Consider the following 18,659-nt stretch of genomic DNA (forward strand, 5'->3'; position numbering starts at 1 on the left):
CTGGATTTGTGAGACAATGTCGGTAACGGGGTACACCCGGCGGCGAAGGGAAGCCTTATGGACCGTTACACGAGCACGATGACCGAGCTCATCGGTCTGATGCGCATCATCGGCAATGACACCCAGCAGTGCGAGGTCAAGGAATGCAAGCGCAAAATGTCCTCGACCATCACCGAGACGCTGTCCGCGTTCTCGAACGGTTCCGGCGGATGGATTATTCTCGGCTTGTCGGAGAAGAACGGGTTCACGCCGGTCGAGGGGTTCAACGCGCGCGCCATGCAGGAGGCGCTCAGCCAAGCGTGTGAACGGCTCACCCCGGTAGTGCGCCCGGTGATCGTCACCTGCCCGTTCGAGGGGACCAATCTGGTGTTCGCACGGGTCGATGAGATGCAGCCGCGGCTCAAACCGTGTTATATCACCGCGCTCGGCCCGCATGACGGCTCGTTCATCCGCACGGGCGACGGCGACCGGCATATGACCGCCTATGAGGTCGATCGGCTGATCGAAGAGCACAACCAGCCTACGTATGATCTCGATCTGGTTCCGGGAGCCACAATCGATGATCTGGATTCCACGCTTGTCGAAGCGGTGACCGGCAACGCGCGTCAGCGGCATCCGCACGTGTTCGCCGACCGCAGTGATGAACAGGTGTTGTGCGACTTGCAGGCGCTTCGCCATGACGACAGTGACGCCTCCCGGGTCGGCGGTGTGCTGCGTCCCACGCTTGCCGGCCTGCTCGCACTCGGCCGGTACCCGCAGAAATACTATCCGCGGCTTGGCGTATCCGTGGCGGTGTTCCCCGGAACGAACGCCGATGACGTGTTCCGCGGGAATGAATCACTGATTGCGACCCAGCATGTGGTCGGATCCATCCCGGTGATGATCGAGGACACCACGGAATCGCTGATGCGTTGGATCGGCGGGCGTAAGCCCGAATACCCGCCGGCGGCGCTGCGCGAGGCGATCGCGAACGCGCTCATTCACCGTGACTACTCCCCTGACGCGCAAGGCACGCCCGTGCGTGTCAGCGTGTTCACCGACCGTATCACCATCACGAATCCGGGCGGATTGTACGGTACCGTCACGCAGGAGGTATTGTCCAAACATCCGCAGGATGACGGGCCGACGATGACATCGACGCGCAACCAGTTCCTGTTCACGCTGCTTGAACTCACCCCCTCTCCGCACGGCGGCACGGTCGTCACCTCTGAGGGTGACGGGTTCCGGCAGATCCTCTCCCAGTTGCGCGAATCCGGCATCGAACCGGCGGAAGCGCGCAACGAGCACGGCATGTTCACCATGACGTTCACGAAACGCAGACTTCATGCCGTCGATTCGCCGTCCGAAGTCTCCCAGGCGATTCTTGGCCTGTTGGAACGCCATTCGGCAATGAGCGCGAAGGAAATCATCCGCGAACTGCATCTGACGCCGCTCGCTGTGGCGTCCGGGCTGCGCGAACTCGTCCGCGCCGGAGAGATCGCGCAGGCGCATCCGGCAGCCGAGGACGGGACGAAACGCTACCGGCTGCGCGGGCGGTGACCCGGCAGGCGACACCCGCAGAGTACCGCGATGGTGACGGCTTGGGCGCCCGCGGCCATCATCGCTTATGTCAGCGCGATCGCAACCGTTTGCAAGATTGCAGGCACCGAATGTCAGGGTTCGCTGACGAACCGCTCCCACTCGCGCACGCGAGCGCGCATGCCGTCGATATCGAGTACGCCGCATGCGAATCCCTTACGCACCAGTTGGGGTGGCAGGAATCGGTCGTACTTGTTGAAATCCGGCACTTCGTCCGGGTACATGAGTGTCAGTGGGTCGTCGAGGTCTTGTGCGGCTGCGGCGACGGTGCGGTAGAACGTGGCGGCGTCCGCTTCCATGCGGAAGGTCATATAGTACGGTGAGCATGCTTCCATGCCTTTGAGTCCAAGCACCGGCGCGCACCGAAGCAGCAACAGCCGTTTGAGTGCCAGGAACGCATACGTGCCCAGCCATGGGAACAACGCCCACATATTGCCGCCCAAATGGCGCAGCGGCCGGTCAGCAAGGCCCATCACCGCCGCGTCGACCCTTGCCTGCCGCAACCGGGCAACGGCGTTGTGCATGAGATAGGGGTAGATGGTGTCTGGCGGTTCGATAAGGACCTGACGCATCCGCTCGAGGATCACCGTGTTGATGTCTCCGGGGACGTCTCCGAAATATGCGGGGACTTTGCCTTTGACCATGGTGCAGTAGACGATGTGGCGTTTGCGATCGACCTCGTCGACTACCCATACGTGCCCGGCGATGGCGATTTTCTCTCCCGCGGGCGGTGGTGCGACGAGTGTGCCGATCTCTTGTGATTCGCTGCGCACGCTGTACTCTTCGTTCTCTTGGAACACCGCGTAGAACTTGAAGTTGCTGGTGATCCGCTCCCCTGCCACGCCGACGATCAGGCCGCCGCGCTCGGTGGTTTCGATATGGTCGATATCAAGCAGGTGCCGCAAGAGGATCCGGTAGTCGTTCTGCGTGACATGGCGGAATACGGCGAGCGACAGCACTTGCGACGCCAGTTGCGCCGGTGTCATCTCCCCGCCCGAGGCGAGTGTGCTCATGGTCTGGTGGTACAGGAGGCTGTACGGCAGTCCGTCGAGTCGGGGCGGTTCCACCCACCGGCGTTCCACGTACAGTTGGATCAACGCGATGCCCTGAATGAGCCTCCACGGGATGATATCCGGCGCCATGTCCCTGGATTGTGGCGGGTCTTCCCGCATGACGAACCACATTTCCTGCGGCTGGTCGCGTCTGCCGGTGCGTCCCATGCGTTGGAGGAACGAGGATACGGTGAATGGCGCATCGATTTGGAACGCGCGTTCGAGTCGTCCGATGTCGATGCCCAGTTCGAGGGTCGCCGTCGTGACGGTGGTCATGCAGCTGTTCTCGTCCTTCATGTCTTCTTCGGCGCTCTGTCTGATGGGCGCGGAGAGGTTGCCGTGATGGATGAGGAATCGATCCGCTTCGTGCTTGACTTCGCAATACTGGCGCAGGGTGGTTGTCACCGCTTCTGCTTCTTCGCGGGAATTGCAGAATACCAGGCATTTGCGGCCGCGTGTATGTTCGAAGATGTATCCGATGCCCGGATCGGCCATTTCGGGTGCCGAGTCGGTGGCCGGCTCTGGTACCGCCGCCGCTGGGTTGGAGTCGGTGGCGGTGTGCCGTTGCGTGCCGTCGAGGGAAGCCCCCGGAGTCTGCTGCCGGACGCTGCCGTCAGGTTTGGCATCCAATGCAACGGATGCGCCGGTTTTGGCGGCTGTACCGGTATCGTGTGCGCCAGCCGGCAGTGCCGGAGCCTGCTCGATCAACGGCAGGCCATCACCGTCGACCGCATGCGGGTTCGCGGCGTATGCCGGTGCGCGTAGTCCCCTGTCTGAGGCTTGTGATCCGGCGTTGAAGAAATGTTCCATCGACAGTCGCCAAGTCTGTCCCGCCGACTCGATTCGTGGGACGACTGTCCTTTTCCCGGTACCGACACTGAGGAATTCCGCCGCCTGCTGCGGATCGCCGATCGTCGCCGACAGGCCGATGCGCCGGGGGTTGACACCTGCCATACGCGAGAGCCGTTCGATCAGGCACAGGGTTTGTCCGCCGCGGTCGCCGCGCATCAACGCGTGCAGCTCATCGATGACGATGAATCGCAGGTCACCGAACAACGCGGAGATGGCGGCATGACGGTGCAGCAGCATGGCTTCGAGTGATTCCGGCGTGATCTGCAATATCCCGGATGGGTGCTTCATGAGCTTGCGTTTGTGGGTTTGCGAGACGTCCCCATGCCAGTGCCATACCGGGATGTCACCTTCGGCGCACACGTCGTTGAGCCGGTCGAATTGGTCGTTGATCAGCGCTTTGAGCGGCGCGATGTACAGGGCGCCGACCGATGCCGGAGGGTCTTCCGCCATCAGGGTGAGGATCGGGAAGAATGCGGCTTCGGTTTTGCCGGAGGCGGTGGACGCGCTCAACAGCACGTTCTGGTCGGTGCCGAAAATCGCCTCGCCCGCCGCGACTTGGACGCCGCGTAAGGACTGCCAGCCATGTTCATAGATGGCATCCTGGATGAATGGAGCATACCGGTTGAAGACATCCACGCGCGTCCGTCCTTTCCTGATAGTCGTATCGCCGACAACCTACTGTTCATCTGTATTGCATTACAGCTGCACACCCGTCGGCGTTGAGGTGCGTACGACATTCAGATGGTGAACTGGGCGTACTGTCCGCCCGCCTGAGGATTCATCCCGTCGGACGGATCGCCCTGCGCATAGGAGAATTCATCGGATGCCAGCAAATCGGCAGGTTTCTTGCCGGGATGCTGGTAGAGGATATCGAGCAGCTCGATGAAATCACGGATGACCTCACGCGGCGTGATATGGGAATCCGCGCCGACCCGCTGGTATTCGATGCGGATGAACAAGGCCAGATCATCATCGTTCAACGTCTGCTCATAGCCGTACAGCCGTGCATGGATATCGGCCAGCTTACCCGCAAGCACAAGCATCTCCTCCGGCCCAAGCGGATCGAGATGGATCACCGGCGCCAGCAGATCGCGCGTCCCCTCGGATGAGAACCGACCGTCCGCCAGACGGCTGCGCAACGCCTCATAGCTGTAAATGCCACGATGCCGGTCCTCGACACACTGCGGGGTGCCGCACATGATGATGCCGATATGATGCGCCTTGCCTTGCATCGTATCGTTGTACATCGTGAGCATCTTCTCATAGTTGTTCTGCCGGGTGATCGCGTTGGGGATCTTGTAGATGTTCACCAGTTCGTCCAGCATCACGATCAGCCCGCGATAGCCCGCTTTGACCAGGAATCCGGCAAACAGCTTGAGATAGTCATACCAGTTGTCATCGGCGATGATGACGCCGACGCCCAGTTCCCCGCGCGCTTCGGTCTTGGTGGCGTATTCGCCGCGGAACCATTTGAGCACGCGCCCCGCGGTCTCGTCGTCGCCTTGCCGTCTGGCATGGTAGTACATGGTGAGCAGTCGGGCGAAATCGAAGCCATGGACCATGTCCTGCATCGAAGCGATCACCTCGCTGATGGTCTGATCGACACGAACCGCATACTCAGGGTCGTCCGGCGAGGGCATGACGCCTGTGCTTTCGGCGAGCGCCTGCGCGGTTTGTGTTTGTACTTGGCTGATCCACCGGTCGAGGATGAGCGGGAGCGCTCCGCCTTCCGGTCGTGTTTTGGTGGACATGTTGCGCATGAGTTCGCGGTAGGTGGCCAGTCCTTGCCCTTTGGTGCCTTGGAGTCTGCGTTCGGGTGACAGGTCGGCGTCGACGACGACGAAGCCGCGGTCCATGACGTGGGTGCGGACGGCTTGCAGGAGGAAGCTTTTGCCGCTGCCGTAGCGTCCTTCGATGAAGCGGAAGGCGGCGCCCCCGTCTTCGATGATGTCGACGTCGTGGAGGATGGCTTCGATTTCGCGGCGGCGGCCGACGGTGATGTAGGGCAGGCCGATGCGAGGGACGACGCCGCCTTTGAGGGAGTTGATGATGACTCCGGCGATGCGTTTGGGAACTTGTCGGCGTGGCGTAGTCTGCCCTGCTTCCGCACTGTCAGGGGTGTTGGCTGCCGATTCGGTATGGTCCATGTGCGCGTCCTTCACGTTGGTATGGTGGCGTGCGGCTAGCGTGCCAGCCATTGCCGCAGGTCGTCTTCGTAGTCTTCGATGATAACGGGCCGGTCGCCGTCGAATTCGATGACGGTGTCGCCGATCTCGTCCATCATGCGTTCGTTGATCCGGTCTACCAGCATACTCAGGCTTTCGTGCCGGTGGCGCAGCTCGTCCTCGTATGGTTCGCCGTTGAGCAGTGAGCGAACAAGGAAGCGTTCGGGATCCGTGGTGTCGTCTTTCGGTACCGGCTTGTGCGCGGATGCGGGAGCCGGCGCGGGAGCCGGGGGCGTTGCCGGTTCGTCTGCTGGAGTCACGGCGGGAGCCGGTGTCGGTATGGACTCGGGAACGGGTACGGGCACAGGCGTTTTTTCGGTTGCCGGATGTTCCGCCTGTTCAGCCTGCTGCATTGCGGATGCCTGTTTTTCTGGCGGTTTCATGCGGTTTTCCGGTGTCGGTTCGGTCGGCGTGTCTTGGTCGTCGACGATGAGCGCGTCCCGGGTGAGGTCGGCGTCGTGGCGGATGCTGGCGAGCGCCTGCATGTCGATGGTGATATGTGGCCGGGCGGCTTCTTCGCGTTCGTGTTCAATGGTCTCGATTGTCCGGGTGATGACCGGTGTCAGGCTTGCGGCGAGACTGCCTGATGCGGGCGCTTTCATGGGGTGGCCGAAGTGGTGGTACAGGCGTAGTTGCCTGTCGATTTCGCGGGTGATGTCGCCGAATGTGCGATTTATGGAGCCGTTCAGGTTGTAGGCGTGCAGGTGCCAGCCGTCCTCGGGGGTCCACTGGTAGTAGCGGATGGGGTCGATGGTCACGGTTTGTGGTTCATGCCTGGTCAGGCGCATGAGCCCGTAGTCGGGCTGCGGCTGGTAGCGCTGCGCGTCAAGGTAGATCGCATCCCAAAACAGGGATGTGCTTTCTTGCGGCAGTGGGCCGAAGCAGGTGTCGGCAAGGCTGGAGGCGCGGGTTTTCAAGTGTTCGTCAATAGCGATGCAGATACGGCGCAGGGAGTAGCGCACGATGTCGGCGTGGCGTTTGACGAATGCCGAGGTGTTCAAGTGGTATCCGGACAGGTGCATGGCCGCATTGAGGTAGTCTTCGTCGCTGGCGGACTCGGGGTGCATGACGGTGTCGATTATCTCGTCGTAGGCGATGACTGGGAAGGTGTCCTCGCTGATGTATGCGGTGAGGTTGCGGTCGATGAGGTAGTCGCGAATCCACATGTCGATGGTTTCCGCGTAGCGGCGGTCCTGCCAGGCGTAGTCGTGGGCGATGCGGGCGAGCTGACGGAAGCCTTGGTCGGCGTCGGGCTCGATGCCGCAGATGATTTCGTAGGCGCGGACTTTGGAGAACGCCATGCACGTGTCGTACCAGTCGCGTTCGCGTGGCGTGGGGCCGGCGTCGCTGTCGATTCTGGACCGGTCAGGGTGGTCTGCCTGGTCGGTGCGGTCAAGGAACCGGGTGCGCCAGGCGAAATATCCGCGCAGCTGGTGGTTGTCCATATCCCGGTAAGTGGGGTGCTGCCAGCGGAAGATGCCGTGCCAGTCGTAGTCGTCGCGGTAGTCGGCCACGGATGCGCCTTGCAGGTAGAAGTCGAGGGCGCGGCCGAGCGTCACGTCGCGGAAAGTGTAGTGGGCGCGGATGGCTCGCATGCGGCGCAGGCGGGCGGACAGGATGCTTTGCCGGGAGTTACTTTGCCGTGCGGTAGTCGGGCGGGCCGGGCGCAGAGGGCGAGACGGGCGCGCGGCGAGGTCTGATTCCTCGGGCATGATGATGGGCTGGTCGCGGTACGGCCGTGGTATGGCTCGCCCCGCGGGCTGGTTCGGATGCGCGGGCTGGGTTGCTTCGGATGCGATGGAGTCGTTGCGCCCGTAGACCGTTCCGGTATCTGCGGAATCGGGATACGGTTCGTAGCCGCCGGGCTGGATGCCCGGACGGTGGTGAGTGTTGGCAGGCTGGCTACCGGCATCCTCGACACGCCCGAAAACGCCGGATGCAACGGTCCTGTCCGATGCGGGAGCGCCCGATGCGGCGGGTTTTACGGGGATGGGCGTGTCAGTGTACACCGTGTCATGCATTCGCGCCCGCGTCGAGGCGGCATCATCCGCCGAGACGGATTGCTGCGATGGGTCTTCCAGCGTCGCTATAGGGTTCGTTTTCGTTTCGGACGCCGAGAATCGGGTCGCTTGCGCGGAGGCATCCTCTGCGGGCAGGGATGCCATCGCGTAGGATGACGTCAGATGGTCGGCCATGGTTGGCAGATCAACCGTCCCATCAAGTTTGATGAACATCCACGTGTCATGGTCGGCCTTGATGGTGGGCCCAAACCCCGGAAGGGTGAGCAACGACGCGATATGCGATGGCTCGCAGCGCACGACGAGATCATACCCGCCGATCAGCATGGCGTATCTCCTGCCGGTCGCCGGGTGGTCGAAAACCAGGCTTCCCGGCACTCGCCCGCCCGGGCGGGGTCGGGTATGCAGGCGCTGTAGCGCAAACCGCGCAATCTCCTGCACGAAATCCCGTGTTCCGCCCGTTAATGCCATACCGCCGAGTCTAGCGTGGACGCCTCACCGTGTGAGACGGGTGTTGTCGCAACCGCATCGCAGCCGATACGATACCGGTATGAAAATCGCGCTGGCACAAATGGGCATGACCCGCAGCATCGAAGACAATCTCAAGACAAGCCTTGCGATGATTGCCGATGCTGCCGACAGCCATGCCGATATGGTCGTCTTTCCGGAAATCCAGTTCTCCCCGTTCTTCCCGCAATACCCGGCATCGTCTTCTCCCCTCGACGCGGGCGGGTACGCGATGCGGCTCGACGACCCTGCGATCGAAGCGATCCGCAAGGCGTGCGCGGACAGGCGGATCATGGCATGCCCGAACGCGTATCTTATGGAGCCAGACGGCCGCCGGATCGACGCCACGCTCGTCATCGGCGCCGACGGCAGTCTGCTCGGCCGGCAGGGCATGGTGCATATCGCGCAGGCTGCATGCTTCTACGAGCAGGATTATTACGCGCCGGATGATGCGATCCGTGTCATTGCCACGCCGTTCGGCACGATTGGCGTCTGCGTATGCTTCGACCGCCACTACCCCGAGACGATCCGCACGCTCGCCCTGCGCGGTGCCGACCTCGTGGTCATCCCCACGGCCAACACGAGCGCCGAACCTGAGGAGATGTTCCTTCAGGAGGTGCGCGTGCAGGCGTTCCAGAACAGTGTGAATATCGCGATGTGCAACCGTGTCGGCGTCGAGGGCGCAATGAGTTTCGACGGGCGCAGCGTCATCGTCGGGCCAGACGGCAAGGTGCTGGCGCTCGCCGGCGAGAAGCCTTGCCTGCTGACCGCCGATATCGATCTTGATGCAGCCAAGGCGATGCGGAACGACAAGCCGTACACAAGTCTGCGGCGGCCGGAACTGTACGCCTGAAAAGCCTGCACACGGTTGACGACGTTTGCGATTACCCCTGTACGAACGGCCCGAGACACGGCGCCTGTGAATGTCAGACCTGTTGCGCCAACACCCGGCTGCGCAAGTCCCGGATATCGCGTTCGATCTCGTGGATTGTGGCGATGAAAGTCGCGTCATCCTTGCCGGTCGGGTCCTCAAGCCCCCAGTCCTCACGCGAACGGGCGGGTAGCACCGGGCAGGCAACACCGCAACCCATGGTGACCATGACATCGATCGGCGGCAGCTGGTCGAGTGTCTTAGGGTGCTGCCCGTTCGCCGGCATATCGATGCCGTACAGGCTGCGCATGAGCCGCACGGCGTCCGGGTTGATTTCGGATTTGATGGTGGTGCCGGCGGAATATGATTCGAACGCGTCTGCGGCGAGCGCCCTGCCCAACGCTTCGGCAATCTGGCTGCGGCAAGAGTTGTGGGTGCAGATGAATGCGACTTTGGGCAGTGTCATCGGTTCCTTGGCTTTCTGGCTTCTTGACAGAGGATGATTAATGATTAGCAATTAGCAATCGTGCGTGGTCTGTTGTGGTGGTGTCGGCGCTGTTTGATTGCGGTGCGCGCTGTTGCCGCCGGTTACCTGTCGGCCGGTCACGGGCAGGACCGCAGCTCAGAAGGTCAGGCGCATCTCATGCCAGGGCACTCCCCCGTGTGTGGATGTGGACATGCCTTCGTCTTGGAAACCGAAGGCCGCGTAGAACTGCACGAGCCGATCCTTGCAGGTGAGAACCACTCCGCGACGGCCTTGCTCGCGTGCGGTTTCAATCGCATGGCGCAACACGCGCCCCGCATAGCCGTGACGTCGGTAATCCGGGTGAGTGTCCACGCCGAAGATCATCTGCCATGCGCCTCGCGGATCGTGCATGCCGGCATCGTCGTACATCTCGTCGAGCAGATGCGGCTGGTCAGTGACCATGCCGTTGACGAAGCTCACGAGCTGTGTGCCGCCGTCAGGGCCGTGTTGGGCTTCCAACAGCCAGAAATGGTCGGGGAATACCGCGAGCCGGCTGCTGATCGACGCGCGACTGGCCGCTTCCGCCGGCGGAAAGCATGCCTGTTCAAGCCGGTCGAGAGCGTCAAGATCCTGCACGGTTGCCGTGCGGATCGGCAGCAGGGCGAACGATGGTGTCGGTGTGCTCATGCGGCCAATGGTATCGCGCCTTGGGGTCATGGCAGTCCCACTGTCATTTTCGTCTTGCGGCGAACCGCGAGACAGCCAAGCCCACCGCGATGAACGCGAGCGCGAACAATGCCATGAGACCGGTTGCGGCAGCCCACCTGCCGATGTCGGGCGTACCGGTCATCGCACTGCCTTGCCCGCCGAACGCTTCATACACGCCGTCCACGTACCACCAGCCGGGCAGTAGGCGTGCAAACGCTTGCAACGATGAGGGCATCAGCCATTGCGGCAGCCACGCGCCGGACAGGAACGCGGAGGCGAGCGTCACGGTGTTGACGATGCCGTTCATCGCGGCGGTGGAAACCCGACATTGGCCGATGAGGAACCCCAGTGCACTGACCGTCAAGGAGAATACGAACGTGCCGATAAGCGAGAACAACAATGGCCGCCACCCGATGCCGGCAAGGCCGCCCTGGCAGACTGCGGAGCAGGCGATGGCGACACCGATGCAGCACAGCCATACCACGGCTGATGCGCCGCAGCAGACGAGCAACACCTGTGCCCAGATGGCATGGCCGGGTTCGGCTGACACGCCGACCCTGCGCATGGTGGTCGGCTTGTTGAACGCGGTGATGATGACAATCACGATGAACGCGATGTTGAGCATCAGCGGGTAAAGCATGGTAGCGAGGGTCGCGGCGAAGACCCGGCCGCTCGGAGTGAGACTTCCTGTGGCTGACGAGCCATGCGCGTGGCTTGGGGCAGCAGCAGCCACTTGGACGGACTGGCCGCTTTCCGCGCGCGCCTTGACCACGGTGGCGGCTGCTTGGGCGAGCGATGCGTCTTGGTCGGCAAGCATGGCTGATTTCAGTGATCCGAGGAACCCGTTGATTCGGATGGTGAGCATCCGCGCCGCCACAGAACCGGTGGAATCAGTGCCGTTTCCTGAGCCCGCCAGGCTCAGCGCGGGCAGAGTGCCCTGCGTTCGTGCCGCCTTGGTGAACGATGCCGTATAGCCTTGCGGGACGATGACGATGACATCAACATAGTCGGTGGCGATCGCGTCTTGGATGGCCTGGGTACTGTCTTCGATGTCAACGATGTCCGCCGAGAACGAGAGATACGAACGCAATGCGGCGCCTGTGGCATGACCGCCGGCGCTGTCACGGTCAATAATCGCCAGGGATGCTGCGGGCGGCTCATAGGCGCTGGTCTGGTCGTCGCCGTCGGAGGCGAGTCCGATGCCGATACCGAGCATGGCGGCCATGACCCCGGTCGCCAGCAGGTAGACCAGTAGTTGGAACATGTTTGCGCGCAGAACCAGCCATGCTGCTTTACAGGTGGTCATAGCTCACCTTCCTCAGTTCGAATGCGGCCGCCCCCAGCGCGATCGCCGACATGGCGGCGAGCACTCCTACAGTGCGGGCGAACGGGGCGAGACTGTCGTAATACAGCAGGTCATAGAACAGGTTGGTCACCTGTTTGGCAGGATTGAGGTATTGCATACCCGGCACGGCGTGTTGCACACTGTCCGCGAAGGCCATGTTGCCGTACAGTCCGGTGAAAATCGACAGGACCAGGGAGAAGGCGACACTGATACCGCTTTTCGCACCGAGCGAGATGACCGGGATTGCACCTAGCACCAGACCAAGACAATTGGCCATGCCGGAGCCGATTGCAATGGCGAGGATCGCGAGCCCTTCCCTTCCCGGAAAAGACACGCCCAAGACCACGCGCATATACGCGTAGACGATAAGCATGCACAGGAAGGTCGCCAGCCATGAGGACAGCATGACCGCGCCGATGCGCGCGAGACGCGACAACGGGGATACGCTGACCCTCGCTCCCAAAGGCGAGAGATTGGCTTGCAGGGCGCTGAGCATGTTGCAGGTCATGGTCATGGCCATAAGGATGCTCATCGCGAGGATTGCGACATGGTAGCGCACCATGCCGTCGGCATGCCTGATGCCGGATGCCTGTCGGGTGATCTCTTCAAGGTTTGCTCCCGCCAGAGCGGCGATCCACGCGCTGTCCGTCAGTTTCGACGGGTCATTGGCGGCCGCCTGCTCGATTGCCTGTGTGACAATGCGCGAACGTTCGTTGTACTGTTCGACCAGCGTGCCGAGGGTGATCAGTGACCATGCCTGCCCGTCGGAGCCACCGGACTTTGTCTGGGCGATATCCGTGGCGGCTCTTTGCGAGAGCGTGAGTCTCAAATCACCGGAATCCTGCATTGACAGGTAGGCGAGCACCTTGCCTTGACGCAGGAGCGTTGTGGCTTCGGTCACGTTTGCGGCGTCGATCCGCTTGAACAGTGCGATAGCGCTGTTCTTGCCGGTGACGGTCGACGAGTCCGAAGATGTTGACGATTCACTTGCTGACGCCGAGAACGCGTTGACGAACGTGTTCGCGCCACGGCTGGTGTTCCAAGCCGTGTCTGAGACCACGGCCACGGATGCCGGCTCGAGGGTGACGTTCCCGGATGCGATAGTGCCGAATACGCCTTGGATGAGCGTGGCAAGGATGACAGGGAACGCAATCATCCAGAACAGGACGGCGGGTGTGCGCAGTGAGCTTTTCAGCTCCATGACGAAGGTATGCCACATGACGATCTCCCTTAGTCGCGCAACGCTGTGCCAGTCAGCTCAAGGAACACATCGTTGAGTGTCGGCGGCTGTGAGGTGACGCGCCCGGGACGGATGTTCCCACGCCGCAGCACGTCAAGCACGTCGACCAGATTGTGTTCGCCATGCTTGCAACGGATGTCCAGCGTATCGCCACTCGCTTTCACTTCGAGGACGAATGGAAGGTTACGGATCCCTGCTGGCACGCTCCCACCCAGACCGGCGGCCTCGATGGTTATGCGTTCCCCGGTGGCGATCTGGGCTTTGAGCTCGTCCGCAGTACCGAGCGCCAGATGTCGGCCGTGGTCCATGATCAGGATGCGGTCGCAGATCAGTTCGACCTCCTCCATGTAGTGGCTGGTGTAGACGACGGTCGCGCCCTCGCGGTTGAGGCGTTTGATGCCTTCGAGAATCGCGTTGCGGCTTTGCGGGTCTACGGCCACGGTCGGCTCGTCGAAGAAGATGAGTTCCGGCCGGTGGGCAATCCCACAGGCGATGTTAAGCCGGCGAAGCAGACCTCCAGAGAGTTTCTTCGGCCGGTAGCGCCTGAATTCCGTGAGCCCGACGAACCCTATCGCCTCGTCGACCAGCTGCTTGCGACGCTTGCGGTCCTTGACATACAGGGAGCAGAAGTAATCGATGTTTTCCTCGACGCTAAGCTCATCGAATACGGCGATCTCCTGGGGCACAATGCCAATCCGTCGACGTAGCTCATAGGCGGACGGGGTCATCTGCTCGCCCAGCACACGGATGTCGCCCGCCTCGAAATCCAGCAATCCCAGAATGCAGCTGATCGCCGTGGTCTTGCCAGAGCCGTTCGGTCCGAGCAGACCGAAAATCTCGCCTCGGCGCACCTGAAGGTCGAAACCGTCAAGCGCGAGCATGTCCCCGTAGCGTTTGACCAAGTGTCTGACGTTCAAGGCGGTGTCGTTCGTATCGTTCATGATTCCATTGTGTCATGCCGACACGCCGAACACGGGGAAATTAGGCGAGGGTTCGCGAGCCTGTCAGTTGCCGTCCATATCAAGGAAGACGATGGTGGCAGCCGGCGCGTACGCGCCGGACGAAAGGAAGCAGCATGGCACGGATCTGCGACGAAATCGACGACGAGAACTGCAACAGGAACGCATTCCCCATGGAATTGCTCATCCGCGGCGCCGATGAGGCGGCGGCGGGGCTGCTCGGCTGCCTGCTGGTTCGCGACTGGCCGGACGGCACGCATAGCGCGGTACGCATCGTGGAGACAGAAGCCTATGACCAGAACGACCCGGCGAGCCACACGTATCATGGCCGCAGTGAACGCAATCGGGCGATGTTCGGTCCGGCGGGCCATGCGTACGTGTATTTCACGTACGGCATGCACTATTGCGTGAATGTGACCGCGGGCGCGGACGGCTTCGGATGCGGGGTGCTGATCCGGGCGGGCGAACCGGTCGAAGGCGTCGAACATATGACGCAACTACGTGGCGGACGCACGGGCGCCCAACTGACCAACGGGCCGGCAAAACTCTGTCAGGCGCTCGCCATTGACAAATCCTTGTACGGCCATGATTTGCGCATGCCACCGCTGCGGCTGGTACGGGCGTCGCTCAAGGAAGGCGAGCGGATTGGCTGCACGCCCCGCATCGGTATCAGCAAGGCGGCGGACCGGCCAAGACGCCTGATTATCATGGGCAATCCGTATGTGTCGAAAAGCCCGTTGAACGCGAAAGCCGTGCCGCTGGACGCTGCCGGGCCGATGCATGGGACACAAGCGAAAGGGACACAAGCAATGCAAACAAAGCAAACGGTTGCAGACGACAACGGCGACAACGGCGGCAGCACCAGCTGCGATGTGAGAATCCGCCGTGTATACGAGGAACCGTCCGCTGACGACGGGCTGCGCGTGCTGGTCGACCGGCTGTGGCCGCGCGGCAGGTCCAAGCAAAGCGCACACGTGGACGTGTGGATCAAGGATATCGCCCCATCCAAGGAGCTGCGCACATGGTTCGGGCATATCCCCGAACGGTTCGACGAGTTCGCCTCCCGCTACCGCGAAGAGTTGGACGCCAACCCGGAAGCGGTCAGCCGCCTGCGCGAGCTCATCGCCGGTCATCCCCGCGTCACGCTCCTGTACGGCGCCAAAGACAACGAGCGCAACAACGCGGTCGTCCTGCGCAAGTATCTGCTCGACACGCAGGTCTCACAACAGGAAGCGAACACAAGGAAGTAAGCATAACCCCCGACGCTGCCGGTCAACGACACCCCAAGCATCACCCCACCACCGGCGCACTCCCCTCACAAACTAGCTACGCCAACTGCCTCGTCAGCGTAACCAGTTTGTACAACATCACAAACCAGTTACGCGGAGAGCCCCATCAGCGTAACCAGTTTGTACCCGCTCACAAACTGGTTACGCTTAGCACCACGTTACCGTAGACAGTTTGTGGGGAGGGGTGGGTGCCGGATCGGTTTTGTGGGCTTTCTGCGGTTTCGCTATGCCTTGGCGCGTCTTTTTCTACGCAGTTGGACCGGTTTGAGCGGACAGCCTGCGCATAGCGGGGAATCCGGGTCCGGGTCGCAGCCGCCGGTGGCGCAGCCGTGCGATCCGCGCCACGTAACCAGATCAATTGCACCCTCAGCTTCCAGACTTTCGGCGACCTGCCGCACGAAATCCGCCGGCATACCGAGCACGCGAGCGCATGCGGCGATATCAAGCCCCTGCCGAATCATCACCGCAACCCTGCCGCGGACACCGGTAGGCATGCGGCGAACGGTGTGTTTGGCGGTTTCCGCGGCAGTATCCATACCAGCACCCATTCACATCACCAGCCTGAGCAGTTGGAATGCAACCACCGCAAGCACATACGCTACCGCCAGCCCCAGCGCGACACTGCCTGCAGCGACACGCCCGCCGAACTGGCGTTTCAATTCGGCCACCGTCGCCAGACATGGCGTGTAGGCAAGCACGAACAAGAGGAACGCGATCGCCGCGGCGCGCCCATGCCCACCGGAGGATTCATCGAAGGATTCGCGCAGTTTGCTCCCGAGCGCCCCCTGTCCCTGCTGTTGTTCGGATTGGTCGTCCGTGCCGGAGATGCTGTAGGACTGGGACATCGAGCCAACCACTACCTCCTTGGCGACGAACCCGGTGAGCAGGGCGGCCGAAGCATGCCAGTCGTCGAATCCGGCGGGCGCGAACACGGGCGCCACCGCGTCGGCGACCACACCGTAGGCCGAATCATGCACATCCTCGACGTTTCCGAAGCTCCCCGCACCCGCCGTAGCCGGAACGGAGGCGAGCAGCCATAGCACAATGATCACGCTGATGATGATCGAGCTCGCCCCACGCAGGAAGCCCCACAGCCGGATGAGCACGGACCGGACCAGTGCCACGGCTTTCGGCCACTGGTAGGGCGGCAGCACCATGGCAAACGGTTCAGGCTTCAAATCGCGGAACACAGTGTGACGCAACAGCACGCCAATCGCCAGAATCAACACAATCGAGATGACATACATGAGAAAGACGACCAAGCCCGCCGTGGAACGGAAGAACGCGTACGCGAGCACGAGATACACGGATAGTCGCGCGGAACATGAGGCGAACGGTATCAGCATGCCGACCATAACGCGCTGCCGCGAATCAGTGAGCGTACGGGTGGCCGCAAGTCCCGGCAGATTGCAGCCGAAACCGACGACAATCGGCAGGAACGCACGCCCGTCAAGTCCCAGGGCACGCATCAGACGGTCCATGACGAACGCGGCGCGCGCCAAATACCCGCAATCCTCCAGCAGAGACAGCATGATGAACATGATGCCCATCGGCGGGATGAACGTAGCTACGGTGATGACGCCATCAAGCAGACCGTCCACGATCAGCCCGTGCACCCAACCGCTCGTGGCGTCCGGACCAAACAACGACATAACCGCGTCGATCCCGTCGGTCAGCCACCCGCGCACAGTCACGTCAAACCAGTCTTGCATCGGGCCGGCGAGCGTGGTGGTCGCCTGGAACACCAAATACATGACTGCAAGGAACACCGGCACACCCAGCCACGGGTTAAGCAATACGCGGTCGATACGGTCGGACACCGTCTCCCGCCCGGCATGGTCCAGACCGAGCCGGTGGATGATGCCGGCAGCCCAGTCGAAGCGGCGATCGGCGCCCTCACGAACCATGGCGGCGAGTTCCTCGTCGCTGCCGGCGTGCATCGGCTGCAAGCCGTGCGGAAGCGGTGTGCCGTCGAAATTTCCGGCGACCGTGCGCATAAGCGAATCGGTTCCCTCGCCGGTACGCGGATCGATCGCGATCACCGGCACGCCGTCAAGCGCCTGTGACAACGTTTGCGGGTCGATTTCGTCGCCTTGGCGGCGGGCCAGATCGTTCATCGACAACGCGACAACGACGGGCCGGCCCAGTTCAAGCACGCCTGCGAGAAAGTACAGGGACCGGACAAGATTGGTGGCGTCCAGCACGGCCACCAGCGCATCGGGTGTCGGCATGCCGTCAATCCCGGCGGCGGCCTGCGCGGCAACCCGCTCATCCGGCGACTGCGGGAGCAGCGAGTACGTGCCGGGCGTATCGATGATGTCCCAGATGCCCGCGGAAGATTCGGGAATGCCCGGTTTGCCGGTCATGTCCAGACGCCCGCGCTCAACAAGCACCGTGGTGCCCGGCGCGTTCATTACGCGCGCGCCAGCGCCCAGCAGCGCGTTGAACAGTGTGGATTTGCCGACGTTGGGGTTGCCGACAAAGACCACGCGTCGTGCGGTTTCGCCAGTCAACTTATGCCCGCCGCTGGAACCGTGGTGGCAGTCCGCATCCGCGTCGGCATTAGGCGCGCGGCCGAATCGAATGGCGTTAAACAGCCGTTCCAGCCTTCCTCGGACGGTCGGAGACGGCATCGACATGATGTCGTCGTGTCCGCCGTGCTGCCCGTCAGGCTGCCCGCCGTGCTGGGAATGTCCACAATGCCCGCAATGCCCGTTATGCCCGTCGGGCCCAGTATCCCAGGTATGAGCAGGTTTGGATTCGCCGTCGCCATGCCCGCAACACGCGGCGCATCCGGCGGTATTCGTCGATTCTTCAGACTTGATATCCGCGCTCATGATTGTTCTCCATGCGTGTTGGGTTCCGCTGGCCGGACGGTGATGGATTGGGCGGTGGCCGCATCGACAGCGATTCTGCCCGTGCCGATGGCGATGACACGTCCTCCGAAATTCGACCGCTGGGTGACACGCACCAAGCCGCCCGCCCTGATGCCGAGTTCCAGCATGCGCAACACATGCCGTTCATCCATGCGCACGCCGGTGACCCGCATATCCTGCCCCACCGGGCATTCTTCCAACGTCCACTCGCGTGCGGCATCGAAGCCAATGCCAGAGCCTGTGCCGTTACCGGGCTGGGAGCCGTTTCCACCGCCGGGTTCACCATCGGAATCGAAACCGGTACGATGTGCCGGTTTTCCCGCATGTGAAGCTGCTGCCGGGTCATGTGGGTGTGGGCTGTGTGTGCCTGGTTCTCGTTTCATCACGTACCGACAATAACCGGCATGACACCGATTGCACAAGACTTTTTAGGAAAATAGCGTATTTTTACGTTCGCCCCTTTTCTGCGAAAACCACCGATGCCACCTACTGCCGGCGCCCATCCGCCCCCGGCACCGTCCACCCCCGGTGCGTAGAGTATGACCGTCTTCCGCGCTGAATGAGGTGACGCACCACGCCCCATGGGATCGGCGACGAAAACATGCCCCACTCGCAGCGCCCAATGCTAACGCAGCGCCCAAAGCGCCAGTAGCACCGCCGACAACGTCTGCAC

General features: G+C 62.2%; 14 protein-coding genes and 1 pseudogene. 4 read left to right on the top strand and 11 right to left on the bottom strand.

The window, feature by feature from the left end:
- Positions 1-57 precede the first annotated feature (57 nt).
- Positions 58-1,539 carry an ATP-binding protein gene (locus BBOU_RS00785; RefSeq protein WP_026502989.1) on the top strand — a complete coding sequence of 494 codons (1,482 nt, stop codon included), beginning with the start codon at positions 58-60 and terminating at the stop codon, positions 1,537-1,539.
- A gap of 113 nt (positions 1,540-1,652) precedes the next feature.
- Here the strand turns inward: BBOU_RS00785 and BBOU_RS00790 are convergent, their stop codons facing one another.
- The 3 genes from BBOU_RS00790 to BBOU_RS00800 all read right to left on the bottom strand — a co-directional run bounded on the left by BBOU_RS00790 (position 1,653) and on the right by BBOU_RS00800 (position 8,196).
- Positions 1,653-4,118: a DEAD/DEAH box helicase gene (locus BBOU_RS00790; RefSeq protein ID WP_026502990.1), complete on the bottom strand. Its 2,466-nt coding sequence runs from the start codon at positions 4,116-4,118 to the stop codon at positions 1,653-1,655.
- 101 nt (positions 4,119-4,219) lie between these two features.
- Positions 4,220-5,680 carry an ATP-binding protein gene (locus BBOU_RS00795; RefSeq protein WP_238551916.1) on the bottom strand — a complete coding sequence of 487 codons (1,461 nt, stop codon included), beginning with the start codon at positions 5,678-5,680 and terminating at the stop codon, positions 4,220-4,222.
- Positions 5,665-8,196: a TerB N-terminal domain-containing protein gene (locus BBOU_RS00800; RefSeq protein ID WP_081815520.1), complete on the bottom strand. Its 2,532-nt coding sequence runs from the start codon at positions 8,194-8,196 to the stop codon at positions 5,665-5,667. Before BBOU_RS00800 ends, BBOU_RS00795 begins: the two co-directional genes overlap by 16 nt.
- Before the next feature lie 79 nt (positions 8,197-8,275).
- Between BBOU_RS00800 and BBOU_RS00805 the strand changes: the two genes are divergently transcribed.
- Complete coding sequence (locus tag BBOU_RS00805) at positions 8,276-9,085, top strand: carbon-nitrogen hydrolase family protein (RefSeq protein ID WP_026502993.1); 810 nt, start codon at positions 8,276-8,278, stop codon at positions 9,083-9,085.
- 73 nt (positions 9,086-9,158) lie between these two features.
- On the opposite strand, the gene BBOU_RS00810 is transcribed toward BBOU_RS00805, so the two are convergent.
- The 5 genes from BBOU_RS00810 to BBOU_RS00830 form a co-directional block, all read right to left on the bottom strand.
- A complete protein-coding gene (locus BBOU_RS00810) occupies positions 9,159-9,569 on the bottom strand; it encodes an arsenate reductase ArsC (RefSeq protein WP_026502994.1) in 411 nt (136 codons plus the stop codon).
- Positions 9,570-9,725: 156 nt separating this feature from the next.
- Positions 9,726-10,256, bottom strand: coding sequence for a GNAT family N-acetyltransferase (locus BBOU_RS00815; protein WP_202961004.1), 531 nt, complete (start codon positions 10,254-10,256; stop codon positions 9,726-9,728).
- A gap of 43 nt (positions 10,257-10,299) precedes the next feature.
- Entirely contained in the window at positions 10,300-11,583 is a 1,284-nt protein-coding gene (locus BBOU_RS00820) for an ABC transporter permease (RefSeq protein WP_026502996.1), read from the bottom strand.
- A complete protein-coding gene (locus BBOU_RS00825) occupies positions 11,570-12,841 on the bottom strand; it encodes an ABC transporter permease (RefSeq protein ID WP_026502997.1) in 1,272 nt (423 codons plus the stop codon). The genes BBOU_RS00820 and BBOU_RS00825 overlap by 14 nt, the downstream gene beginning before the upstream one ends.
- 11 nt (positions 12,842-12,852) lie before the next feature.
- Positions 12,853-13,803, bottom strand: coding sequence for an ABC transporter ATP-binding protein (locus BBOU_RS00830; RefSeq protein WP_026502998.1), 951 nt, complete (start codon positions 13,801-13,803; stop codon positions 12,853-12,855).
- Between the two features lie 191 nt (positions 13,804-13,994).
- Between BBOU_RS00830 and BBOU_RS00835 the strand changes: the two are divergent.
- Together BBOU_RS00835 and BBOU_RS08965 are read left to right on the top strand one after the other, a co-directional pair.
- A pseudogene (locus BBOU_RS00835) lies at positions 13,995-14,543 on the top strand (DNA-3-methyladenine glycosylase); the annotation flags it as partial.
- An 87-nt stretch (positions 14,544-14,630) separates the two neighbouring features.
- Positions 14,631-15,071, top strand: a complete 441-nt coding sequence (locus tag BBOU_RS08965; protein WP_081815526.1) for a DUF488 domain-containing protein — start codon at positions 14,631-14,633, stop codon at positions 15,069-15,071.
- Positions 15,072-15,334: 263 nt separating this feature from the next.
- On the opposite strand, the gene BBOU_RS00840 is transcribed toward BBOU_RS08965, so the two are convergent.
- From BBOU_RS00840 to BBOU_RS09375, 3 genes are read right to left on the bottom strand one after another with little or no spacing between them, the layout of a single operon-like run.
- Complete coding sequence (locus BBOU_RS00840; protein WP_015450464.1) at positions 15,335-15,646, bottom strand: cytosolic protein; 312 nt, start codon at positions 15,644-15,646, stop codon at positions 15,335-15,337.
- Positions 15,647-15,658: 12 nt separating this feature from the next.
- Positions 15,659-17,947 carry a ferrous iron transport protein B gene (feoB, locus tag BBOU_RS00845; RefSeq protein WP_026502999.1) on the bottom strand — a complete coding sequence of 763 codons (2,289 nt, stop codon included), beginning with the start codon at positions 17,945-17,947 and terminating at the stop codon, positions 15,659-15,661.
- Positions 17,944-18,369: a ferrous iron transport protein A gene (locus tag BBOU_RS09375; RefSeq protein ID WP_238551918.1), complete on the bottom strand. Its 426-nt coding sequence runs from the start codon at positions 18,367-18,369 to the stop codon at positions 17,944-17,946. Before BBOU_RS09375 ends, feoB begins: the two co-directional genes overlap by 4 nt.
- Positions 18,370-18,659: the final 290 nt, after the last annotated feature.

The organism is Bifidobacterium boum, from assembly GCF_000741535.1.
In the GTDB taxonomy this organism is placed as follows: Bacteria; Actinomycetota; Actinomycetes; order Actinomycetales; family Bifidobacteriaceae; genus Bifidobacterium; species Bifidobacterium boum.